Source organism: Agrobacterium tumefaciens (assembly GCF_031801495.1).
GTDB lineage: Bacteria > Pseudomonadota > Alphaproteobacteria > Rhizobiales > Rhizobiaceae > Agrobacterium > Agrobacterium tumefaciens_K.
In genome coordinates, this window is sequence record NZ_JAOEGC010000001.1 from 950,862 (window position 1) to 971,245 (window position 20,384).

Sequence of the window (20,384 nt, forward strand, 5' to 3'; positions counted from 1 at the left end):
GGACAGGGCGCCCTTGTCGCATCCGGTCGGATGCCGCGGCGCTTCAGGGTGACGCATGTTCCAGGAATTTTCCGAAGACGATATCGAGCCTCTTGCCACTGGTGCGTGGATATTGGGTACTGGGGGCGGGGGAAACCCGTATATCTCCACCCTCAATCTGCGCCGTCTCTATGCCGAAGGCCGCCGCGTCCAGGTCATGGACCCGATGGCGCTCGAGGATGATGACATGGTTGCGGTCGTTTCCAAGATGGGCGCGCCACTTGTCGGGCAGGAGCGTCTGGGCGACCCCGTCCATCTGGCCCGCGCCGTCGAGGTCATGGAAGATTATCTCGGCAAGCCGTTCCGCGCGATCATGAGCGTCGAGATCGGCGGTTCGAATGCGCTTTCGTCTTTCCTCGCTGCCGCCATGCTCGACCGTCCGGTCGTCAATGCGGATGCGATGGGCCGAGCCTATCCGGAAGCACAGATGACATCCTTCGCCATCGGCAACCTTCCGATGTTCCCGCTGTCGCTGGTCGATGTGCGCGACAATGAGGTCATCGTCACCCGCGCCGCTTCTTGGAAGTGGATGGAGCGCATCTCGCGCAAGGTCTGCACCGAGGTCGGCTCGACCGCAGCTACCTGCAAGGCGCCTCGCACCGGCAAGGAAGTCAAGGAGTGGGGCATCCACTACACGGTCACCAAGGCGACGGCACTTGGCCGGGCTGTCATGGAAGCCCGTGCACGCCATGACGATCCCGTCCGGGCGGTTCTCGATCATGAGGGCGGCAAGCAGCTGTTCCGTGGCAAGGTTATTGACGTGGCCCGCGAAACGACCGGTGGCTTCCTGCGCGGTAGCACCATCATCGAGGGTATCGATGCCGACAAGGGCTCGCGTATGGAGCTGGCGTTCCAGAACGAATGGGCTGTCGCTTTCCGTGACGGCGAGCCTGTCGGCATGACGCCGGACCTGCTTTGCCTGCTCGACACCATTTCCGGCAGCGCCATCGGCACAGAGTCGGTTCGGTACGGACAGCGTGTGACCGTTGTTGCGTTGCCTGCGCCCGAGCTTTTGACGACGCCTGCCGGCATCGCTGCCGTCGGTCCTCGCGCCTTCGGTTATGACATTGATTTCAGATCGGTATTCCCATGAAACGCATCGGTATTGACGTTGGCGGCACCAATACGGATGCCGTGCTGATTGATGGAGAGAAGATCGTTGCATCGATCAAGATGCCGACGACACAGGATGTTTTGTCCGGCGTGAAAGCGGCGCTCGGTCACGTTGCGGGTTATGTCGGCCCGACGGATCTTCCCATCGATGCCGTCATGATCGGCACCACGCATTTTACCAATGCGGTCGTCGAGCGCGCCCGCCTGGAACGGGTCGCGGCTATCCGCATTGCGTTGCCGACCGGTTCGTCGCTGCCGCCGATGTGCGACTGGCCGAAGGATCTATATGATGCTGTCGATCCGATGATCTTCATGGTTCACGGCGGTCATGAATATGACGGCAGCCCGCTGGTGCCGATGATCCCCGGCGAAATTCGCGATGCGGCGATGAAAATCCGCGATGCAGGCATCACCTCCATAGCCATTTCGGCAACCTTTTCGCCGCTGACGACGGAATGTGAAGTCCAGGCAGCGGAAATCGTCCGTTCGGTTATCCCGGATGCGCGTATCACGCTTTCCCACACGCTCGGGCGCATCGGCCTTCTGGAACGTGAAAACGTCGCACTTCTCAATGCCGCCCTGCAGACGCTCGGCAAAACCACGGTGCAGGCATTCTCTGATGCCCTTTCCGAAGCGGGCGTGACGGCGCCGTTCTATCTCACGCAGAACGACGGCACGGTGGCGTTGGCGGATATCGCCGCGGCAAATCCCGTGCACAGCTTTGCCTCCGGTCCGACGAACTCCATGCGTGGTGCCGCGTTCCTCACCGGCCTGTCGGATGCCATGGTTGTCGATGTCGGCGGAACGACGTCGGACATCGGCTGCCTTGTCGGTGGGTTCCCGCGTGAGGCGAACAACATCGTCCACATCGGCGGCGTGCGCACGCTGTTCCGCATGCCGGACCTGTTGCCGATCGCCCTCGGCGGCGGCACGATCATCGATCCCGAAACCGGCAAGATCGGTCCGCGCTCCGTCGGGTATCGCATTCTGACCGAGGCCCGGGTGTTCGGCGGTGAGACGCTCACCACATCGGACATCGCCGTTGCGGCAGGTTTGATCGAGATGGGTGACAAGGATCGCGTCAAAAATCTCGACCCTGCCTTCGTGAAGGCGACGCTTGCCCGTATCCGCGACATGGTGGCTGACAGCTTCGACCAGATGAAGACATCCGCCGACGACGTGCCGCTCGTGGCAGTCGGCGGCGGCGCGTTTCTCATTCCGGAAGACGTGCCTGGTGCATCGGAAGTCCTGCGTGTCGAGAACGCGGGCGTTGCCAACGCGCTGGGTGCTGCAATGGCGCAGGTATCCGGTGAAGTCGATCAGGTCTTTTCCGGCATGAGCCGTGACGAAGCACTCTCAAAGGCGGAATCTGAGGCGCAGGATGCCGCAGTGTCGTCCGGAGCGGAACGCTCCAGCCTGAAGACGCTCGAGGTCGAGGATATCCCGATTGCCTATTTGCCGGGTGGTGCGCGGCGTGTTCGCGTCCGCGTCATTGGCGATATCGCATTCGGTTGATAGGAACGGCTTAGCCGTAAGGGAGTAACAGAATGACGAAAATCGCATTGGCGATCCATGGTGGTTGCGGCGTTATGCCGGAAGACAGCATGACAGCGGAGGAGTGGGCCGGAGCGCGTACCGATCTGGCCGCTGCGCTGCGTGCCGGTTATGCCGTCCTCAAGGCGGGCGGGACGGCGCTCAAGGCAGTTGAAGCGGCTGTTGTCGTGATGGAAGACAGCCCTCATTTCAATGCAGGCCATGGTGCGGCTCTCAATGAGAACGGCATTCATGAACTGGATGCCTCAATCATGGATGGCGCGACGCTGGCCGCCGGTGCCATCAGCGCGTCGCGCGCCATTCGCAATCCGGTCAAGGCGGCACGCGCCTTGATGGAGGATGAGCGTGCCGTCTACCTGACGGGTGCTGCCGCGGACGGATTTGCCAGGGAGAAGGGGCTTGCGGTTGAACCGCAGTCCTATTTCACCACGCAAAAGCGTGTGGAAGCCCTTCAGGCAATGAAAGCTCATGCCGCAGCGGGGACCGAGGCAACAGAAAATGAAAAGCACGGCACGGTTGGAGCCGTCGCGCTCGATGCGGCGGGCCATCTTGCCGCGGCCACATCCACGGGTGGTTACACCAACAAGCCGGATGGCCGCGTCGGTGATAGTCCCGTGATCGGTGCGGGTACCTATGCGCGTGATGGCGTCTGTGCCGTCTCGGGTACCGGCAAGGGTGAGTTCTTCATCCGATATGTCGTCGGTCATGAAATCGCGTCTCGCATCGCCTATCTCGGGCAGGATCTCAAAACCGCTGCTGGTGGTCTCGTGCATGAGGATCTGGCACCGTACGAGATTGGGGCTGGCCTCGTTGCAATCGACGGCGAAGGTGTGGTCGCCGCGCCTTACAATACGCCGGGCATGTTCCGTGGTTGGGTGACGCCGGACGGCCATGCATCTGTTGCGACGCATGATAAGGTTTTCGAAGTAACGCTTTGAAAAAAAGCAAGTATTTCGGGCTGATGCGATGATTTGAATGGCCGCCCGGCCTGGACGGCATCAGCCAGTGATCCTTAAGATTTCACGTAACATTGATAGGCGCTGGAATAGCTGTTCCAGCGCCTTTTTCCGTGCCCCTATTCTTCGCCCTAGTGTGTAATCCATTGATCCCGATGGAGGATTTCGTGTCCCTTTAATGCCGGGCCGTTTCATCGGCAATTCACGTCCTGAACTTTCCGTGCGGTTTGGTTGTCTTCATCACGCATCAAATAAGGAAAAGATTGACGTCTGGTCAAAAAATAGAATAAATATACCGAACATTGGGCAAATCGGTTCCAATATTCCGTTTTGTCGATGTGAGAAGGAGCGGCAGGACTTCGTGTTCTGCTTCCGGCTGGGAGAGGTGGCGCCGGACACCGAGGAGGAGAAAATCAGAATGAGAAAGCTTATTATCAGCGCGGCCATGTCGGTGCTGCTCGGGACCGCCGCGCATGCTGAAACCGTAGGTGTTTCAATGGCTCTGTTTGACGACAACTTCCTGACGGTCCTGCGCAACGGCATGCAGGACTACGCCAAGGGCATGAACGGTGTGACGCTGCAGGTGGAGGATGCGCAGAACGACGTTGCCAAACAGCAGAGCCAGATCCAGAATTTTATTGCGTCCAAGGTTGATGCGATCATCGTGAATCCGGTGGACACCGATGCAACGGCGGCGATGTCGAAGATCGCAGCTGACGCGAAGATCCCGCTTGTTTACGTGAACCGTCAGCCGGTAAATGTCGATAGTCTTCCCGATGGTCAGGCATTCGTGGCGTCCGAAGAGGTGGTTGCCGGTACGCTGGAAACCAAGGAAGTCTGCCGCCTTCTCGGTGGCAAGGGCAAGGCCGTCGTGATGATGGGCGAGCTTTCCAATCAAGGCGCGCGCATGCGTACGCAGGCCGTGCATGACGTGCTGAAGACCGATGACTGCAAGGGCATCTCCGTCGTTGAGGAGCAGACGGCGAACTGGCAGCGCACGCAAGGGGCCGACCTTGTGACGAACTGGCTCTCCAGTGGCATCGAATTCAACGCGGTCATCGCCAACAATGACGAGATGGCCATCGGCGCTGTTCAGGCTCTCAAGGCTGCCGGCAAGGACATGAAGGACTACGTCGTTGCCGGTGTGGATGCCACGCAGGACGCACTTGCTGCCATGCAGGCTGGCGATCTGGACGTCACGGTGTTCCAGGACGCTGCGGGGCAGGGCAAGGGTGCACTGGACGCGGCGCTGAAGCTCGCCAAGGGCGATAAGGTCGAGAAGAAGGTCTACATTCCCTTCCAGCTCGTAACGCCTGAAAACGTCAAGGACTACGTGGCGAAAAACTAAACCTCCCCGAAGGGAAGGGCGCAGAGCAGGCGCCTTTCCCTTCGAATTATCTGGTTTTTGTGGAGGATAAGATGGTCGTCAGTCCGTCTACGATGGCTGCCGTGCGCGCCAGTGGGGCAGTACCGAATGCGGAGTTTCTTCTCGCAGCGGAAGGAATTCGCAAGGAATTTCCGGGCGTCGTCGCGCTTGATGATGTTTCGTTTCGCCTGAAGCGCGGCAGCGTTCATGCCCTGATGGGAGAAAACGGCGCTGGCAAATCGACGCTGATGAAAATCCTTGCCGGCATCTACCAGCCCGACACCGGCGAGATACGTCTGAAGGGGGCTGCGATCCGGCTGGATTCGCCGCTCGACGCCCTGGAGAACGGTATCGCCATGATCCATCAGGAACTGAACCTGATGGCCTACATGACCGTCGCGGAAAACATATGGATCCGCCGCGAGCCGAAAAACCGTCTTGGTTTCATCGATCACGGCGAAATGTATCGCCGTACGCAGGCACTTCTCGACAGGCTCGGCATCGATATTGATCCCGAAACGCCGGTGAAGGAGCTGTCCGTTGCCAGTCGGCAGATGGTGGAAATCGCCAAGGCCGTTTCCTACGATTCCGATGTGCTCATCATGGACGAGCCGACCTCGGCGTTGACCGAGCGCGAGGTGGAGCATCTTTTCCGCATCATCCGCGACCTGCGTGAGCGCGGCATCGGCATCGTCTACATCACGCACAAGATGAATGAACTGTTTGAGATTGCCGACGAGTTCTCGGTCTTCCGCGACGGCAAATACATCGGCACGCATGCTTCGACGGATGTGACCCGTGATGACATCATCCGCATGATGGTGGGGCGCGAAATCACGCAGATGTTCCCGAAAGAGGAAGTCCCGATCGGAGACGTGGTGCTTGCGGTAAAGAACCTCACGCTCGATGGCGTATTCCGTGACGTCTCATTCGAGGTTCGCGCTGGCGAAATTCTGGGCGTTGCCGGGCTTGTCGGCTCCGGCCGTTCGAACGTGGCCGAAACCGTTTTCGGCGTTACGCCCGCGTCGTCCGGCGTGATCGAAATCGATGGCAAGCCTGTCACGATTGCAAGCCCTACGGAGGCCATCCGGCGTCGTATGGCGTTTCTGACGGAAGACCGGAAGGATACCGGTTGTCTGCTGATCCTCGACATTCTCGAGAACATGCAGATTGCCGTCCTGCAGGACCAATATGTCAGCAAGGGGTTTGTGCAGGAGGGCGCGTTGTCGGACGCTTGTGAGGACATGTGCCGCAAGCTCCGGGTCAAAACGCCAAACCTGCAGGAGCGCATCGAAAATCTGTCGGGTGGCAACCAGCAGAAGGTACTGATCGGCCGATGGATGCTGACCAATCCGCGCATCCTCATTCTCGATGAGCCGACGCGCGGTATCGATGTCGGCGCCAAGGCGGAAATTCACAAGCTGGTCTGTGAAATGGCCCGGCGTGGTGTCGCCGTGATCATGATTTCATCTGAGATGCCGGAGGTTCTCGGCATGAGCGACCGTATCATGGTCATGCATGAGGGGCGGGTAACGGGCTTCCTCGACAGAAGCGAAGCAACGCAGGTCAAGGTGATGGATCTCGCGTCGCGCTAGGCTGCACCGGGATTTTTGGGAGGATAAATCATGAATACGAACGTCGCCGCCAAGAGCGAACAGGACGTCAAACCTGGCCGCAAGCCGCACCGTCGCCTGCCGCCGGAAGCAAACATTTTCTTTGTCCTGATCGGTATTGCGCTGGTTTATGAAGTGCTGGGCTGGATTTTCATCGGTCAGAGCTTTTTGATGAACCAGCAGCGCCTGACAATCATGATCCTGCAGGTTTCGGTGATCGGCATCATTGCCGTGGGCGTTACGCAGGTCATCATCACCGGCGGCATTGACCTGTCATCCGGCTCGGTGGTGGGGATGACGGCCATGCTGTCAGCCAGCGTCGGCCAATCCTCGACATGGCCGCGTGCGCTCTACCCCGGCCTGACGGATCTGCCTTTCTTCATCCCTCTGGCTGTCGGCATTCTGTTCGGCATGCTTGCCGGGTTCATCAACGGGCAGCTCATTGCCAGAACGAAAATCCCGCCCTTCATCGCCACGCTTGGCATGATGGTGACGGCGCGCGGTATTTCAAAATGGTACACGAAGGGCCAGCCGATCTCGGGCCTGACCGATGGCTTCAACTTCATCGGTTCGGGAATCTGGCCCGTCGTCGTCTTCCTGGTCGTTGCGGTGATCTTCCATATCGCTCTGCGCTACACGCGTTACGGCAAGTTTACCTACGCCATCGGCGCGAACCAGCAGGCGGCTCGCGTTTCCGGTATCAACATCGAAGCGCATCTCATCAAGGTGTACGCGATTGCCGGCATGCTGGCGGGACTGGCGGGTGTCGTGACCGCGGCCCGCGCACAGACCGCGCAGGCTGGCATGGGCGTGATGTACGAGCTCGACGCCATCGCTGCGGCGGTCATCGGCGGCACGTCGCTTGCCGGTGGTGCGGGACGCATCACGGGAACGGTGATCGGCACGATCATTCTCGGTGTCATGACGTCAGGTTTCACCTTCCTGCGCGTCGACGCCTATTATCAGGAGATCGTCAAAGGCCTGATCATCGTCGCGGCCGTGGTTGCTGACGTCTATCGCCAGAAAAAGCGCGCAAAACGCTGAAGCTTCCTCCCGGTGCCTTGGGGGCAGGAGCGATCTTGCCCCATTTTTTTTGGAAAAACTCATGACACATCCACGCTTTGCGCTGAACCACATGGTCGCGCCACGTATGCACCTCGAGGATTTTTTCGATCTGGCCGCAAAACTCGGAATTTCGGCAGTCGAAATCCGCAATGACCTTGCTGGCAAAGCCATTCTCGATGGTACGGAACCCGCAAAGGTCAGGGGACTGGCTTCGGAGCGGGGGCTTTCAGTCCTCTCGATCAACGCCTTGCAGCTTTTCAATGAATGGACGGCTGAGCGGGAAAAAGAAGCGAAGGAGCTTGCCATCTACGCGCGGAGTTGCGGCGCGGAAGCACTTGTTCTGGTGCCGGTCAATGATGGTTCAGGGCGGGCAGACGGTGAGCGGCAGACGAACCTGCGCGCAGCGCTCAAAGGCTTGCAGCCAATCCTTGCGGATGCGGGGCTTGTCGGGCTCGTGGAGCCGCTCGGTTTTTCGGTCTGCTCGCTGCGTTCCAAGCGCGAAGCGCTTGAGGCGATTGATGAGCTTGGTATCGGCGACCGGTTCCGCCTGGTGCACGATACGTTTCATCATCATCTGGCTGGCGAGCCGGAGCTTTTTCCTCAAAGAACCGGCCTTGTTCACATCTCGGGTGTGACGGAACGCGCTGTCACTGTCGAGGATATGCGCGACGCACACCGCGTCCTTGTGGATGGCAACGACAGGCTGGGTAACTTCGCGCAGATCACGGGGCTGATAGCAGGTGGTTATGATGGGTATTTCTCTTTCGAGCCCTTCGCCGACACGGTTCATTCACTCGGTGATCCTGCCGCGGATTTGATCGTATCCATGCAGCATATCCGTGCTGCGCTTTGAGTGTTCCTTTTCCCGCATGAAAAAGGCCGCTTTCGCGGCCCTTTTTATTCTGCGATCTCGTTTGTCATCACCCATCGTCGCTCCGCGAAGGAACGCGCCATGGCGTGAATGCTGCGCTCAATTTTCAGGCCGTTCTCGAAGTCGATGAGATGTGCTTTTTCACCATCAATTGCCGCCATGAGTTCGCGGCATTCGATGACTTTGAGGTCGTTGAAGCCGAGGCCGTGGCCGGCTGCTGGGATAAAACGATCATAGGGCTTGTGATGCGGTGCGGTTAGTACCGTACGGAAACCCTGCTCTTCAGGCCGTCCGTCGGTCGTATAGATCTGGAATTCGTTCATCCTCTCCTGATCGAAGAGGATGGAACCTGTCGACCCGAAAATCTGGATGGCGATGCGGCCCTTACGGCCCCAGGCGGAGCGGTTCGCCATCAGCACCGCGGATATGCCGCCCTGCAATTTCAGGAGCACGCTGGCCAGATCATGCGTTTCGACCGCACGGTTCCCGCCACCTTTAAGCGGACGTGTCTCGTAGGGCTTAACCATGTCGGTGATTGCGCTTTCGACATGACCGAACAGCGCGAAAAGCAGTGACAATGGGTGAACGGCAAAGTCGTCCAGAGCGCCGTATCCGGAGGAGGCCTCGCTCTTCCAGTAGAACGGCTGAGTGGCATCCGCCATGAAGTCCTCGTCCATCTCGGCACGGACATGATAGACGGTGCCAATCGCGCCCTCATCGATCAGGTGGCGCATATGACGGATGGCGGGGTTCTGAATGTAGTTGTAGCCCATGGCGGCGCTCTTGCCGGAACGACGCGCTGCATCCCGCATCTTCACCGCATCGGCAAAAGCAGGCGCCATCGGCTTTTCGCACCAGACATGCTTGCCGGCATCCAGAGCGGCAATCGCCATTTCTGGATGGAAAGCATTGGGTGTCGTCACCGAGATCACATCGATTTCGGGATCGGACAGCAGGTCGCGCCAGTTCCCCGTGGATTTCGCAAAGCCGAATTCCTGCGCCTTCTTTTCGGCCAGTTGCGGATTGACCTCAGCAAGTGTCACCAGCTTCGGACGCGCAACGTCACCGAAGACGCTTGCCACGTTATTCCATGCGAGGGCGTGGCACTTGCCCATATAGCCCGTGCCGATAAGACCCACACCGAGAGCGGCCATCGTTTCCTCCTCCAGAAAATATGAGATGCTGAAAGGCGCGATCAGGGATTGTCGCGCTTGAAAATCCAGTCGTGATCGGGATGGTTCCTGAAACGCCATTTGCGCATCGGACCGGCCATGACGTTCAGATAATACATCTCGTAGCCATAGGGTGCGCCGCAAGGGTGGTGTCCCTTGGGAACGAGCACCACATCGCCATCGGCAACGGCCATGGTTTCGTCCAGCGATCCGTCTTCCGTGAACACGCGCTGGAAACCAAAGCCCTGGGCCGGGTTGAGGCGATGGTAGTACGTTTCTTCCAGATAGGTCATGTCGGGGAAATTGTCTTCGTCGTGCCGGTGCGGCGGATAGGACGACCAGTTGCCGGAGGGCGTGAAGACCTCCGTGACAAGCAGGCTGTCGGCAACATCCCGTTCTTCCATGGCGATGGGGAAAATATAACGCGTGTTGGCACCCTTGCCGCGTTCCGTCAGTTGGATGCCGGTCGGACCGATCTGCTGGGCTTCTCGGCTGCCTTTTTCTGCGGGGGCAGTGCAAACGCCAACGGTGCAATCCGTCGTCGCCTCCAGCGACCATTGCGAGCCTGCCGGAACATAAACGCAATGCGGCGGCTTGCGCTCGAATACATTCATGCGGTCGCCGAGTTCGCCGAAATCCTTGCCTCCCGCTGAGATTTTCGCCTTGCCTTCGACCAGGACGAGGATGACTTCCGTGTCTCCGGTTTCCTCAGCGGACGTTTCACCCGGTTTCAGGCGATAAAGGCCGAAACCGACATAACCCCATTCCGCGCTTTGGGGCGTGATATCGTGCACCTTGCCGGTTTTTGCTACGGGCTTGCGCAGAAGTGAGGTCATGGTGTGTCTCCGTATCATTTCTAGCGTCAAGCGGCTTCCGCTTTGTCGAGTCCGGCCTCGTTGGCGAATGCCTTCAAGGATGTGAGGCCGAGGCTCTGATATTCGAAGGGGTTGCGGACATCCGGGTCCTGCTCCGCTTCGATGACCAGCCAGCCGCTGTAACCATGCTCTGCCGCGATCTTCAGCACGGGCAGGAAATCGACGCCGCCCTCGCTGTCGCCAGGCACCGTAAAGACGCCGCGGCGTACCCCTTCCAAAAATGAGAGGCGCTCGCCCCGAACCTGATCGGCAATGACCGGACGCACGTTCTTGGCATGGATGTGGCCGACGCGGTTCATGTACTTCTTTGCGACGCGAGCCGGATCGCCACCGCCGAACAGGCAATGGCCGGTATCGAGCAGAAGATGCGTCTTCGGGCCGGTATGCTGCATCAAAAGATCGATCTCTTCCTCGCTCTCGACCACGGTTCCCATATGGTGGTGGTAGACGAGTGTAATGCCCTGTTCGGCGGCAAAAGCGGCGAGTGCCTCCACGCCGGCGCCAAAGGCAGCCCAGTCTTCTGCCTTGAGACGAGGCCGGTCAACCAGCGCCTTGCCATCATCGCCGTGAATGGCGTTCGAGGTTTCGCAGACGATGATAACCTTTGACCCCATCGCCTTCAGCAGATCGAGTGCGGGCTGCATCGCCTTCTTTTCCGATTCGATGCTATCCGTCAGAAGGTTGAGCGAGTGCCAGCCGGATACGTAGGAAAGTCCGCGTGGAGAAAGCACAGCCTTTAACCCTACCGGATCCTGCGGGAACTTGTGACCTTTTTCGATGCCGTCGAAACCGATCTTGGCGGTTTCATCGAGGCACTGGTCGAGGCTGATGTGGCTGCCGAGCGTGCGGTCGTCGTCATTGGACCAGGCAATCGGGTTGGTTCCGTAGCGGATCATCTTACTGTCTTTCCTTCAGGGCGGATTCATAACGGATACGCGCATCTTTGACTTCGCGGCGCTCGGACACTTCCGGCACGGCGACGTCCCACCAGTAGCCACCGGCTCCTGTCGTTGGATAAGGGTCGGTATCGATAACGATCACCGTCGTCCGTGTAGCGGCGCGAGCGGCATCAAGCGCGGTTTCAAGTTCGGTGATGGTGGAGACTTTCCTCGCATCGGCACCCATGGATGCCGCGTGCGCGGCGAAATCGATGGCGATCGGGTTGACGTTGGTGTGGGCATAGAGATTGTTGAACTCGGCGCCGCCCGTTCCCATCTGCAAACGGTTGATGCAGCCGTAACCACGATTGTCCGTAATCACGACGGTAATCTTCGCGCCCATCGCGACGGAGGTGGCAAGCTCGGAATTCATCATCATATAGGAGCCGTCGCCGACCATGACGATGACGTCGCGATCCGGTTCCGCCATCTTGATGCCGAGGCCGCCGGCAACCTCATATCCCATGCAGGAAAAACCGTATTCCATATGATAGGAAAGCGGCAGGTTCGCTTTCCAGAGCTGATGCAACTCACCCGGCATGGTGCCTGCGGCGCACATGACGACCGTATTGTCACGCGAAGCACGCTGTACGGCACCGATGACCTGCATATCGGTCGGCAGGCTGTTGGCATCGCCGGGCGGCGCGGTTACGGCATCGGCCTTTGCAAACCATGCCGCCTTCAGACCGGAATCCGGCGGCGTGTAACGGTGGTTTCCAAGCGCCGCCGACAGTTTTTCAAGGCCGATCCTTGCGTCTGCCGTCAGGCTGATCGCATCGTGCTTGGTGCTGTCATAGTGTTGCACATTCAGCGCCAGTATCTTCCGGTTCGGGTTCTTGAAAAGCGCCCAGGAACCGGTGGTGAAATCCTGAAAGCGTGTGCCGATGCCGAACACCAGATCGGCGTTCTCGCTGATGATATTGGCACTTTCCGCACCCGTCACGCCAACCGGGCCGAAGTTGAGATCGTGATCCCATGCGAGTGCGGACTTGCCCGCCTGCGTCTCGACAACGGGAATGGAATGCTTTTCGGCAAAGGCTTTCAGCGTTTCGGTCGCGTCGGAAAAATGCACCCCGCCGCCCGCGACGATCACGGGATTTTTTGCGGCTTGCAGCGCTGCGAGGGCACTTTCGAATTCGGCAAGATCGGGCTCAGGGCGGCGCTGTCGCCAGACACGCTTTTTAAAGAAGCTTTCCGGGTAATCATATGCCTCGGCCTGCACGTCCTGACAGAAGGCGAGCGTCACCGGCCCGCAGTCGGCCGGGTCCGTCATCGTCCGCATGGCACGGGGCAGGGCAGTCAATAACTGTTCGGGGCGCATGATCCGGTCGAAATATCGGCTGACGGGCCGGAAGCAATCGTTGACCGTGGTCGTGCCATCGCCGAAGTCTTCCACCTGTTGCAAGACGGGATCGGGTCCGCGATTGGCGAAGACATCGCCGGGGATCAGAAGAACAGGCAGGCGGTTCACATGGGCAAGGGCAGCGGCCGTCACCATGTTCGTGGCGCCGGGGCCGATGGAGGAGGTAACGGCCATGGCGCGTCTGCGGCGCAGTTGCTTGGAATAAGCAATCGCGGCATGCGCCATCGACTGCTCGTTCTGGCCGCGATAGGTCGGCAGCTCATCGCGTATGCCGTAAAGCGCCTCGCCGATACCCGCAACATTGCCATGGCCGAAGATGGCCCATACGCCGGCGATATAGGTTTCGCCATGGTCATTCATCTGCGCGGCAAGATAGCGAACCATCGCCTGCGCAGCCGTCAGTCTTATCGTTTTCACGCTGCCTCTCCCTTTTTGGCGCGCGCCTCATCCCATACGCGACACAGGCTCGTGTAGCGCTCTGCCATATCCTTGATTGCGTCTTCGTCGCTGATCCTGCCGCCCAGCCAGGCGCGTGCGGCCTCCGCAAAAATTGTGCGCCCAACGGCAAAACCCTTGACTAGATCGAATCCTGCCGCGAGGCGGAAGCTCTCTTCCAGATCGCTTTGTGGTGCCTCCAGACCGAGGACGACGATGCCCCTGACATAAGGATCGTGTCGCTGGACCGCATCGCAGGCGTTTTTCCAAGCGGCTCTGGTCTTCATCGGTTCCAGTTTCCACCAGTCGGGGTAGATACCGATCTCGTAAAACCGGTCCACGATGCGGGCCACTGTCATATCATCCGTAGGTCCGACCTTGGACGGGATAATTTCCAGAAGCATTTCCAGTCGGTTACGGCGGGCAGCCTGGAAAAGACGCGTGACTGTCTCTTCCTGTTCAGAGCGCATTTCGGCGGTGTCGTCGGGGTGGTAGAAGCACAGTACCTTGACGACATCCTCCACCGGCCACTCAGAAAGACCGCCAAAATCAGCGCCAAGTTCAGGCTCCAGTGTCAGGGGGCGGGAGCCGGGCCATTCGACTGGCCTGCCGATCCACAATCCGGAGCCGCTCGCCTCATAAAGCGCATCACGCCCAAGCCGACCGTCGCAGAGAATGCCATAACCGGATCCGTCGCCAGCAACCTTTCGCGTTGCCGCGAGGCAGAGTTTCTTGAAGGCACCGATCTTCCCGTGATCCGCGCCCAGCTCGTCGGCTATCGCTTCAAGCTGCATGCGGTGATCGAAGGCGAAAACGCGCATCGTGTTCCAGTCGCCCTTGCGGTTGGTGGACCAGTGCACCTGTTCCAGCGCCTGATCCTTGCGGAGCGCCCTGTTGCGAATGCCGGTCCGGAAGAAATATTGCAGCTCCTCCCAGCTCGGATAGGCGGGGGTGCAGCCGTGGCGGGAAACGGCAAACGCCCCGCAGGCATTGGCGTATTTCAGTGTGGTCGGCCAGTCCTCGCCCCGCAGCCAACCGCGGAAGATTCCGGCCATGAAACCGTCACCCGCACCAAGCACATTGAAGACCTCGATGGGGAAACCTTCCCCCGTCTCGCCATCGTCTAGGCTGGCAGGAATATCGCCGGCAAAAACTGAAGCGCCCATGGGGCCACGCTTGCACACCAGCGTCGCATTCGAAACCTTGCGCACGGCCTTTAACGCGGTCAGCGTATCCGTCGATCCTCCTGCAATGTGGAACTCTTCTTCCGTTCCGACGATCAGATCAAACAGGTGGAGTGTCGATTGCAGTTTGGCCGTAACTTTCTGCGACTCGACGAACCTGCTTTCGCCATCGCCATGCCCGGCGACGCCCCATAGGTTGGGGCGGTAGTCGATGTCGAGCGCGGTTCTTGCCCCGCTTTCGCGTGCTATCCTCAGCGCCTTTAGAACAGCTGCTTCCGTTTGGGGATGCGACAGGTGCGTGCCGGTTGCGCAGACACAGGCCGCCTCCGAGATGAAGGCCGGGTCTATATCGTCTTCGCACAAGGCCATGTCGGCGCAGTTTTCGCGGTAGAAAATCAGCGGAAACTGGTTCTGGTCGCGAATGCCGAGAAGAACCAGTGCCGTAAGCCGCTCAGGGTCCGTCTTGACCCCGCGGACGTCGACGCCCTCACGGACCAGCTGTTCGCGAATGAACCGGCCCATATGCTCGTCACCAACCCGTGTGATGACGGCGCTGCTAAGGCCCAGCCGTGCGGCGCCGGCGGCAATGTTGGTGGGAGAACCGCCTATATACTTGTTGAAGGAGGCCATGTCCTCCAGACGCCCGCCCACTTGCGCCCCGTATAGGTCGACCGACGAGCGCCCAATCGTGATGAGATCGAGTGTTTTCAAAAAGGCTCCTCCTTGGCGGCTGGAAATCAGTCGCCGATGTCAGACGAGCCTCCTCTGCTCATCTGTCTTTCCCGCCATCATCTGGCGCTTTGAGAAAACGGCAGCTTTGGAATGCCGTTTCATTAATTTGGAGCATAAATTCTATTTTTTCGATTTTCAATCAAAATATTCAGGCTGTTTTCTTTGCTCCAACGGCCACCGCAAGCGTTATCGCGACGCAAAGCGTGGCGGAAAGCGACCGAAAAGCACCGAAATCGATTTCCGTTACGGTCAGCAGCGTTGCACCGGATTTTCGCAGTGGATTAACGGCCGAATCTGAGAGTGCGATAACGGGTATGCCTTTGGCGCGCGCGGCCTCCGCAAGATCGAGCGTTTCCGTGGAATAGGGAGAAAAGGTGATCGCGATCAGGGCGTCATCGGGTGAGATTGCGCTGATATTGCCAAGCCCGCCTACGGCGCTGTGAAGCACGGCAGGCACCTTCATTTTCTCGAACGCATAAGCCAGGTAGCTCGCAACCGGAAAAGAGCGGCGCAGGCCGATGATATGGACCGTTTTCGCCTTCGCAAGTACGGAAACGGCTTCATCAAGCTGACGGGTATCGACCGATTTCAACAGCGATTCTAGCGATGCGCGGCCAGCCTCGACAAACTCTGCAAGCAGACCCGAAGCGCTCTCGTCGCCTTTTTCGCGCAGATGATACAGCCGGGTGGCATAGTCTGGCCAGCCGCCGACGTAGGAATCCCGAAACAGGCGTTGCATTTCCGAAAAACCGGAAAAGCCCATGATCTGACAGAAACGCATGAAGGCAGAGGGCTGAACGCCAGCACCATCCGCCATTTCCGCCACCGTCGAAACGGCAATACGGTCCTGATTGGATGCCACGTAGTCAGCGCATTGCCGCAGACGCTTGGGCAGACCCTCTGCCACCTGATGCAACCTTTCCTCAAACGCCTTGACTGAACCCGGAGCCTCGATGACGGTCATTGTTCGTTCCATTCCCTGTGATAGCGACTCATTTTAACGGAATGGAATTTTTATTCCATGATGTTTTTGGTGCTGTGGCTCTCGCATTGTCGTCTCCCGGCGAAATGCTGATGCTCGTGTTTGCTCAAACCGCCGCTTCCACTTGACGATGCTTCGACCACTCGGCCAAAAAGAGCCGACGCTAGGCTGAAGGAAGGCGGCGGCGGACGTTAGCGGTACAAGCACGTGGTAGGTTTCGCCTCTCTTGCGCGAGTGTTGCTTGAAGATTCTAGCGGTGAGACGCCTGTTGCCATTGGCCCATGTCGTCCATCACCGCGGGTATCTTCGTCCGATCTCGCAACGTCAAACAATCCGGCAGGACAAAGTACGGCCTAAATCGATCTGGCTGAAACCTATAAGACATCAGTGGGTTATGTTTTTGTTCTGTGAAGCTGAACGAGCGATTTAACACTGTGGATTTTGTGCTGAACCCGGTTGCCTTGATGAGGTGTGCGGCAAGAAGTCGAAAATATCGCGCACGCAGTTAAAGATGATTAAGTTTAGCTGCGGGGGCGTCCAGACGCTCAACTGTACGGCTACTTTTCGGAAAAGTTATGAGATAACACACATTCGCCTTCGGATAAGTCGTAACTGCGGATACCAGTTCCCTGCAACGGAGAATGAAACGCACACTCACGCCAGAGGAGCCAGTTTCTCGAGATGTTTCCTGGATGACAAGCTAGCAGGCAGCAGTGCGTCGAGCGTAAGATGTCATTCAGATCGAAGCGACATTCTGACCTCTTCCGAAGCAGTCTACTGATTGGCAGTTATCGCATGGTCATCGCGACGCGTTTCCTGTGGCGTGATATAAATCACTTATGTATATGCCGGGCAGTGTAGCCCACGTCGAGGGCATCAGTCGCAACCTTATTGGGCTTTCAATGAACATTCTTTTGACAGGTGGAACAGGTTACATCGGCAGTCATGTCGCCGTGGTTTTTGCTGAGCTCGGCCATGATGTCGTTCTATATGATAATCTGTCCAATAGCACAGCAGCTGTTGCGAATCATATTGGTGAGATCGTGGGCAGATCCTGCAGTTTCGTATGTGGAGACATTCGCGACACTGATCTCCTCCAAGCTACGCTTCGGGAGTACCAGATTGATGCAGTTGTTCACCTCGCAGGCCTGAAAGCAGTTGGTGAATCTGTCGAAAAGCCTGTTGAATATTATGCAAATAACGTGACGGGAACGATAAGCCTACTGGAGGCAATGAAAGCGGAAAGCGTCAAGACGCTGGTTTTCAGCAGCAGTGCCACGGTATATGGCAAGCCTCAATATCTGCCGATCGACGAGAGCCACCCGACAAGCGCCACCAACCCTTATGGGCGCAGCAAGCTTCACATCGAAGAAATGCTAAGCGATCTCGCGGCCTCCGACCCCGAATGGCATATTGCATGCCTGCGCTATTTCAATCCCGTGGGCGCGCATGAAACCGCGCTTCTTGGAGAGAAGCCTTCGGGAAAACCCAACAATCTCGTACCGTTCATCGCGCAAGTTGCAGCGGGAACAAGGGCTATTCTCAGTGTGTTCGGAGACGACTACGACACGCCGGATGGAACCGGACTAAGGGACTACATCCACGTCATGGACCTCGCTGAGGGGCATGCGATGGCATTGCGATTTTTGGGGTCAAATGCTGGCTGGCACGCAATCAATTTAGGCACAGGTCAAGCCTACAGCGTTCTGCAGATGATCAAATTCTTCGAAAATGCCAGCGGTCGAAAAGTGACATTCGAAGTGATGCCGCGTCGCCTTGGAGATGTCGCGTCGTGCTACGCCAACCCGAAAAAGGCGCGTGAGTTGCTTGGTTGGACCGCAAGCAGGACGCTGGATGAGATGTGTTCAAGCACATGGCGATTCCAGCAAGCCGTTGATAAAGCCAACGTCTAGTGTCATCAGAGACCGAAACGAGCTAAATCGCGGGATCTGGGTGTTAGGATAGCTGTTGTGCAGATAAGCATGACCGACCGTCAATAACGAAACGCAGATTGTCCGCACGTGGAGTGAACAATGACTGAAGCGCTAAAGATTTACGTCGCCGGCCACCGTGGCATGGTGGGTTCCGCGATCGTGCGCGTACTGCAGCGGATGGGGCAGGCAAACATCGTTACGCGAACTCACCGCGAGTTGGATCTAACTGTACAGGCCGATGTGCGGAAATTTTTCGAAACCGAGAAGCCGGACCAGGTTTATCTTGCTGCCGCGAAAGTCGGCGGTATTCACGCTAACAACACGTATCCTGCGGAATTCATCTATGAAAACCTGATGATGGAAGCGAACGTGATCGATGCTGCCTTCCGGTCGGGGGTAAAGCAACTTCTGTTTCTCGGCTCTAGCTGCATTTATCCCAAGCTCGCTCCGCAGCCCATGAGTGAGAACGCATTGCTTACTGGCGAGTTGGAGCCGACAAACGAGCCTTACGCGATCGCAAAAATTGCGGGGATCAAGCTCTGCGAAAGCTATAATCGCCAGTATGGACGCGAGCATGGCATAGATTACCGGAGCGTCATGCCGACGAATCTCTACGGGCCGGGTGACAACTACCACCCCGAAAATTCACACGTCATTCCTGCACTGATCCGTCGATTTCATGAGGCCAAGATACACCAAACGCCTTCAGTACAGATTTGGGGCACTGGTACGCCGCGTCGCGAGTTTCTGTACGTCGACGACATGGCAGAGGCGAGCGTTCACGTGATGAATCTGGATAAGGAAACCTATTCCCAGAACACGCAACCTATGCTCAGCCACATTAATGTCGGATATGGACAAGATGTAACCATACGCGAGTTGGCAGAAGCGATCGGCCAGGTCACTGGTTATAACGGCGAGATCGGGTTTGACACTTCCAAGCCAGATGGAACTCCACGGAAGTTGATGTTAAGTACCCGGCTGAACAATATGGGCTGGGAAGCCAAGGTGTCACTGCTGGAGGGACTGGCGATCGCCTACGATGATTTTTTGGATCGGAGCGCAAGCAATGAAAAGTAAAGTGGCGCTCATTACGGGCATTACCGGACAGGATGGGTCGTATCTTGCCGAATTCCTTCTGGAAAAAGGCTACGAGGTACACGGTATCAAACGGCGCTCGAGCAGCTTCAATACCAACCGGGTGGATCACATCTACCAGGACCCTCACACCGAAAATCAACGCTTCACGCTGCACTACGGCGATCTTTCCGATACTAGCAATCTGGTGCGGATCATTCAGCAGGTGCAGCCGGACGAAATTTATAATCTGGGCGCCCAGAGCCACGTCGCCGTCAGCTTCGAGAGTCCCGAATATACAGCCGACATCGATGCACTCGGTACTCTTCGGCTTCTCGAGGCCATCAGGATTCTAGGCCTCGACAAGAAGACTCGTTTCTACCAGGCGAGCACCAGCGAACTGTACGGGCTTGTTCAGGAAACGCCGCAGAAAGAAACGACACCGTTCTATCCGCGGTCACCTTATGCCGTCGCCAAGCTCTATGCCTACTGGATTGTCGTGAATTATCGGGAAGCTTACGGAATCTATGCTTGCAACGGCATCCTCTTCAATCATGAAAGCCCGCGTAGAGGCGAGACGTTCGTGACGCGAAAGATAACGCGCGGGATTGCCAACATCGCTTTGGGCCTGGATCGCTGTCTCTATATGGGCAACATGGATGCGTTGCGCGACTGGGGCCACGCACGTGACTACGTCCGCATGCAGTGGATGATGTTGCAACAGGAACACCCAGAGGACTTTGTCATTGGCACAGGTGTGCAGTACAGCGTAAGGCAATTCATCCAGTGGTCTGCCGCCGAACTCGGCATAACGCTTGCGTTCAAGGGCGCAGGCGTGGACGAATACGCGGTTGTCGAGCATATCGATGGCGACAAGGCGCCAGCTCTGAAGGTCGGCGATGTCGTGGTTCGAGTAGACCCACGCTATTTCCGGCCCACGGAAGTCGAAACCTTGCTCGGAGACCCAACAAAGGCACGTGAAAAGTTAGGTTGGGTTCCGGAGATTACCGTTCAGGAGATGTGTCGGGAAATGGTTGCGCATGACATTGAGCAGGCCCGGCAGGGAGCGCTCCTAAGGAGCCACGGCTACGCCTTCACTGTAAATCGCGAGTAGA

The 20,384-nt window shown here is 57.9% G+C and carries 16 protein-coding genes; 10 read left to right on the plus strand and 6 right to left on the minus strand.

All coding sequences use genetic code 11. The features are described from left to right. Positions 1 to 55: 55 nt before the first annotated feature. From N7578_RS04405 to N7578_RS04435, 7 genes are all read left to right on the plus strand, one after another. Positions 56 to 1,132, plus strand: coding sequence for a DUF917 domain-containing protein (locus N7578_RS04405; protein ID WP_311109081.1), 1,077 nt, complete (start codon positions 56 to 58; stop codon positions 1,130 to 1,132). After that, positions 1,129 to 2,667 carry a hydantoinase/oxoprolinase family protein gene (locus N7578_RS04410; protein ID WP_311109082.1) on the plus strand — a complete coding sequence of 513 codons (1,539 nt, stop codon included), beginning with the start codon at positions 1,129 to 1,131 and terminating at the stop codon, positions 2,665 to 2,667. Before N7578_RS04405 ends, N7578_RS04410 begins: the two co-directional genes overlap by 4 nt. Positions 2,668 to 2,699: 32 nt before the next feature. Then, positions 2,700 to 3,644: an isoaspartyl peptidase/L-asparaginase gene (locus N7578_RS04415; protein WP_311109083.1), complete on the plus strand. Its 945-nt coding sequence runs from the start codon at positions 2,700 to 2,702 to the stop codon at positions 3,642 to 3,644. Positions 3,645 to 4,080: 436 nt separating this feature from the next. Then, a complete protein-coding gene (locus N7578_RS04420) occupies positions 4,081 to 5,010 on the plus strand; it encodes a sugar ABC transporter substrate-binding protein (protein ID WP_311109084.1) in 930 nt (309 codons plus the stop codon). A 71-nt stretch (positions 5,011 to 5,081) separates the two neighbouring features. After that, on the plus strand, positions 5,082 to 6,623 hold the full coding sequence (locus N7578_RS04425) for a sugar ABC transporter ATP-binding protein (protein WP_311109085.1): 1,542 nt from the start codon (positions 5,082 to 5,084) through the stop codon (positions 6,621 to 6,623). Between the two features lie 30 nt (positions 6,624 to 6,653). Next, positions 6,654 to 7,685, plus strand: coding sequence for an ABC transporter permease (locus N7578_RS04430; RefSeq protein WP_311109086.1), 1,032 nt, complete (start codon positions 6,654 to 6,656; stop codon positions 7,683 to 7,685). A 61-nt stretch (positions 7,686 to 7,746) separates the two neighbouring features. Then, a complete protein-coding gene (locus N7578_RS04435; protein ID WP_311109087.1) occupies positions 7,747 to 8,559 on the plus strand; it encodes a TIM barrel protein in 813 nt (270 codons plus the stop codon). 44 nt (positions 8,560 to 8,603) lie between these two features. Here N7578_RS04435 and N7578_RS04440 read toward each other — a convergent pair whose 3' ends face one another. The 6 genes from N7578_RS04440 to N7578_RS04465 all read right to left on the minus strand — a co-directional run bounded on the left by N7578_RS04440 (position 8,604) and on the right by N7578_RS04465 (position 16,252). Beyond that, a complete protein-coding gene (locus tag N7578_RS04440) occupies positions 8,604 to 9,731 on the minus strand; it encodes a Gfo/Idh/MocA family oxidoreductase (RefSeq protein WP_311109088.1) in 1,128 nt (375 codons plus the stop codon). A gap of 41 nt (positions 9,732 to 9,772) precedes the next feature. After that, positions 9,773 to 10,585 carry a 5-deoxy-glucuronate isomerase gene (iolB, locus tag N7578_RS04445; protein WP_311109089.1) on the minus strand — a complete coding sequence of 271 codons (813 nt, stop codon included), beginning with the start codon at positions 10,583 to 10,585 and terminating at the stop codon, positions 9,773 to 9,775. 26 nt (positions 10,586 to 10,611) lie between these two features. After that, positions 10,612 to 11,520, minus strand: a complete 909-nt coding sequence (gene iolE, locus N7578_RS04450; protein ID WP_311109090.1) for a myo-inosose-2 dehydratase — start codon at positions 11,518 to 11,520, stop codon at positions 10,612 to 10,614. A 1-nt stretch (position 11,521) separates the two neighbouring features. Next, positions 11,522 to 13,342, minus strand: a complete 1,821-nt coding sequence (gene iolD / locus N7578_RS04455) for a 3D-(3,5/4)-trihydroxycyclohexane-1,2-dione acylhydrolase (decyclizing) (protein WP_311109091.1) — start codon at positions 13,340 to 13,342, stop codon at positions 11,522 to 11,524. Continuing rightward, the gene (gene iolC, locus N7578_RS04460; RefSeq protein WP_311109092.1) at positions 13,339 to 15,255 is read right to left on the minus strand and encodes a bifunctional 5-dehydro-2-deoxygluconokinase/5-dehydro-2-deoxyphosphogluconate aldolase; all 1,917 of its coding nucleotides are present in this window, start codon (positions 15,253 to 15,255) and stop codon (positions 13,339 to 13,341) included. Before iolC ends, iolD begins: the two co-directional genes overlap by 4 nt. A gap of 169 nt (positions 15,256 to 15,424) precedes the next feature. Then, entirely contained in the window at positions 15,425 to 16,252 is an 828-nt protein-coding gene (locus N7578_RS04465) for a MurR/RpiR family transcriptional regulator (protein WP_422646667.1), read from the minus strand. 908 nt (positions 16,253 to 17,160) lie between these two features. Between N7578_RS04465 and galE the strand changes: the two genes are divergently transcribed. From galE to gmd, 3 genes are all read left to right on the plus strand, one after another. Further along, the gene (galE, locus tag N7578_RS04470; protein WP_311109094.1) at positions 17,161 to 18,171 is read left to right on the plus strand and encodes a UDP-glucose 4-epimerase GalE; all 1,011 of its coding nucleotides are present in this window, start codon (positions 17,161 to 17,163) and stop codon (positions 18,169 to 18,171) included. Positions 18,172 to 18,291: 120 nt separating this feature from the next. After that, a complete protein-coding gene (locus tag N7578_RS04475) occupies positions 18,292 to 19,272 on the plus strand; it encodes a GDP-L-fucose synthase (protein WP_311109095.1) in 981 nt (326 codons plus the stop codon). Further along, on the plus strand, positions 19,262 to 20,383 hold the full coding sequence (gmd, locus tag N7578_RS04480; RefSeq protein WP_311109096.1) for a GDP-mannose 4,6-dehydratase: 1,122 nt from the start codon (positions 19,262 to 19,264) through the stop codon (positions 20,381 to 20,383). The genes N7578_RS04475 and gmd overlap by 11 nt, the downstream gene beginning before the upstream one ends. The last annotated feature ends 1 nt before the right edge of the window (position 20,384 follow it).